Genomic DNA, 3553 nt, shown 5'->3' with positions numbered 1-3553 from the left:
TGCCCCACCTGCGCGGAAGCCGAAACCTTCGTCAAGAAGTAGACCATTTCCGTTCCCTCCATACCGAAGCCCGGCAGAAAATTGCCGGGCTTTTTTTCGTCCTGCAGCCCGGCATGCCGATGGTGTAGCCGCGGCAATCCTCTATACTTGGTACTGAAAGGCATATCTATCCGCAGATGGCCGCAGATGAGCGCAGATTAAGACCCTGGCCAAAATATTCAGCGTCTTTGCGTCAGGTTTCATCTGCGTAAATCTGCGTGTATCTGCGGATAATAAAAGAAGATTTTTTGGAGGAGAACCCGTGGAGCGGGATATCCGCCTGCAAGGGCACCTCATCGATGATTTCATCCTCTCGCGAGTGCTCGACGCCATCGACAGCATCGGTGCGAGCCACGAAATCCGCTTCTTGAACATAGGGCATTTTCGCCACGACCCCAGCTCGGCCGTCATCCGGATTGTCGCGCCGAGTTTTGAGGTGCTTACGCAGGTTTTGCGCCGGGTGATCGAACTGGGGGCCGTGCCGATCGAGCCCGTACCGGCCCGGCTCGAATCAGCCCCGGCCGACGGCGTGCTGCCGGACCATTTCCATGCCACCAGCAACCTGCCTACGAAAATCCTGGTGAATGACCAATGGCTGCCGGTTGCGGGCGAAGAGATGGACCTGGCGGTGGTGGTGGCTGGCGACCGCCACTCCGCGCGGGCCGTGCCGATGGCCGAAGTGAAGGCCGGCGAACTGGTCGTGGTGGGGGAGGAGGGCGTACGGGTGGAACCGCCGCCGCGCGACGCCGACCCGGAGGCCTTTCGCTTCATGGCCAGCGAAGTGTCGGCGGAGAAGCCGAAACGGCCGCTGCTGCAGAAGGTGGTCCGCACCCTGCGCCGGGTCAAGGGTGAAGGCAAAAAAGTCCTGCTGGTCGGCGGCCCGGCCATTATCCACACCGGTGCCGGCGAGGTTCTCGAGCGGCTGATTCGGCAGGGGTGGATCGATATCCTCTTCGCCGGCAATGCCCTGGCCGTGCACGATATCGAACAGTCCCTGCTTGGAACCTCCCTCGGTGTGCCGGTGATCGCAAATGCTGCCGCCAGCGAGGGACATGCCCACCATCTCTGGGCCATCAATGCCGTCCGCCGGGCCGGTTCCATCGCTGCGGCAGTCGACAGCGGTCTGCTGCGCCGCGGGGTGATGCATGCCTGCGTACAGTGCGGGATCCCCTTCGTCCTGGCCGGCTCGATCCGCGACGATGGACCGCTGCCCGACGTCGTCACCGATGCCATGGCCGCCCAGCGGGCGATGCGCAAGTTGCTGCCTGGGGTGGGGATGGCGATCATGGTCGGAAGCACGCTGCATGCCGTGGCTACCGGCAATCTGCTGCCGGCCCGGGTCTTTACCGTCTGCGTCGATATCAATCCCGGCGTCGTCACCAAGCTGCAGGATCGCGGCAGTCGTCAGTCGGTGGGGATTGTCATGGACGCCGCTTCATTTCTGGAACAGCTCGCGGCCGGGTTGGAGACCAAGGGCTCTATTGGCTACGAATGCACACGGATCAAGGCAAATGAAACCAACGAGCCATAGTCTTTTTTCCGTGTGAATTCGTGGCTGATTTTTCTGGGGGCGCATCAAGACCGCGCATGTCGCAGATAGAAGCGGCTGAGTGGGACAAGCGCTACGGCGAAAACCCCCGCCAGCAGCAGGAAGGTCGCCTGCAGTCCCGCAGTGTCGGCAAGATGACCGACGAGAGGGCCGGATGCGACGAACAGCAGACGGAAGATGAGGGATTTCAGCGAGAGGATGCTGGCCCGGTTCTCCCGGCTGCTGACGTTCTGCAGGCGGGTGCGCAGCAGCGGGCCCTGCAGGCCGCGCATGGCGGTGAGCAGGTAGTAGAAAAGGCAGCTCCAGACCCCGCCGGTCAGTCCCAGCCCGAGATAGCCGGTGACGATCAGGCCGAGGAAAAGAACGGCCATCCCCTTTTCACCGAGACGAAAATGAAAGCGGTGGCTGAGCAGGGAGAAGAGGGCGACCGTCAGGTTGGCGCCGGCCCAGACCGGTCCGAACCAGGCGATCGGCACGCCGGTCTGCTGCATGTAGGGCTGGATGAGCCAGACGGGAAAGTAGGAGGCGATCCCCAGCACCGTGGCCAGCAGCATGGTGTAACGCATCTCGCGGTTGTCGACCAGCGCCAGGCGGCAGGTGCGCAGGGCGGCCCCCAGGTGTGAGGCGGGCGCGACGTGAGGCTCTCGGGGAGGCTCCTTGAGCGTGCGGCACAGGCCAAGGGCGAGCAGCCAGACGCCGACCTGGATGAAGAAGGGGAGCAGGGGAGCGGCAGCATACAGCAGGCCGGCAAAGAGGGCGCCGGCCGCCTCTCCGGCCTGGGCGCAGCCGCTCATCCGCCCGTCGAACCGGGCGTACTCGTCTTCCCGGCCCTGCTGACGCAGGCTTTCGAAGAGCAGGGCGCTGTCGGCGCCGCTGATGAAGGCGAAGGAGACGCCGAGCAGGATTTCGGCCAGCAGCACGCCGGCGAAGGAGTCGGCCACCGTGTAAAACCCCCAGCCGGCCACTCCCAGAGCCGAGGCGAAAAGCAGCGAGAAGCGGTAGCCGAGATGGTCGCTCAGATACCCGGAAGGATATTCCATGAGCAGGGTGGCGAGGGAGAATATTCCCTGCAGCAGCAGAATCTGCGCCAGGCTGAGGCCGATGTGGTCCTTCCAGAAGAGGGTGATGACCGCCATCGGAAAGAGGGTCATCTTGAGGAAGGAGAAGGCGTAGAGTTTGCGGATGTTGTTCAAGGGCGGGCACGAGGCAAGAGGCTGGAGGCACGAGGCGAGGGGCTAAAGGTTTTGCAGTAACCTCGTGCCTTGGGCCTCGTGCCTGTTGTCAGTCTTCCCATGTAATACAGGCCACCGGGCAGCTGTCCATGGCCTGTTCGATTTTGGACTCCGGCGCGCCGAAGGGGTTGTAGACCACCGATTTGTGCTCGTGATGGTGGCCATCGTCGCCGGGCTCTTCCATGCGAAAGACTTCCGGGCAAATATGAACACAGGCTTCACAACCGATGCAAGCTTCCTGGTCGACGACGGGGATGCGGGGCATGACAAGTATTCCTTTCGACCTAATGTTGAATATGCTACCAGTTCACCGGAAATATTTCCACCGCCTGGGTGTGGGCCGGAAATTCTAGCGAAATTGGAACGAAGGTTGCTGTTCAATATATTGTCGTTTAGGCAAGATGGCAAGCAATTGCCGAGGCGCACCATTAATTGCCCAGGTCAACCCTGTTAGGCTTTACGCAAGGATGGCCCCTGTGAGGCAGAGGGGATTCATTAGTTGGAGTATCAATGACAATTTGTGTTTTCAGGTGCCGCCGAATGACTTAGTTGAATTGTGTGCGGGATTCGGATAGGTCTAATTAACCAGAGGGAGGCGAGTGTGGAAAAAAAAATCAAAGGACTTGCTTGGAGCCTGTTGGCGGTATTTCTATTCTGTGGACCAGTGTCGGCCAGCGATAGTTTGGTCAACGGAGGCTTTGAATCGGGAGACTACGCCGGTTGGACCCTTCAG

The 3553-nt window shown here is 61.1% G+C and carries 3 protein-coding genes; 1 reads left to right on the top strand and 2 read right to left on the bottom strand.

Features of this window, described 5'->3' with window-relative positions:
• The first annotated feature begins 301 nt into the window (after positions 1-301).
• Positions 302-1570: a TIGR00300 family protein gene (locus VD811_02345; GenBank protein HXV19814.1), complete on the top strand. Its 1269-nt coding sequence runs from the start codon at positions 302-304 to the stop codon at positions 1568-1570.
• 44 nt (positions 1571-1614) lie between these two features.
• Here VD811_02345 and VD811_02340 read toward each other — a convergent pair whose 3' ends face one another.
• Positions 1615-2781 (bottom strand): MFS transporter, encoded by a 1167-nt coding sequence (locus tag VD811_02340; GenBank protein ID HXV19813.1) that lies wholly within the window; start codon positions 2779-2781, stop codon positions 1615-1617.
• 88 nt (positions 2782-2869) lie between these two features.
• Positions 2870-3085 carry a ferredoxin gene (locus tag VD811_02335; protein ID HXV19812.1) on the bottom strand — a complete coding sequence of 72 codons (216 nt, stop codon included), beginning with the start codon at positions 3083-3085 and terminating at the stop codon, positions 2870-2872.
• Positions 3086-3553 lie beyond the last annotated feature (468 nt).

This window comes from Desulfuromonadales bacterium, assembly GCA_035620395.1.
Lineage (GTDB): Bacteria > Desulfobacterota > Desulfuromonadia > Desulfuromonadales > DASPGW01 > DASPGW01.
This window is presented reverse-complemented; position numbering and strand designations above follow the sequence as displayed.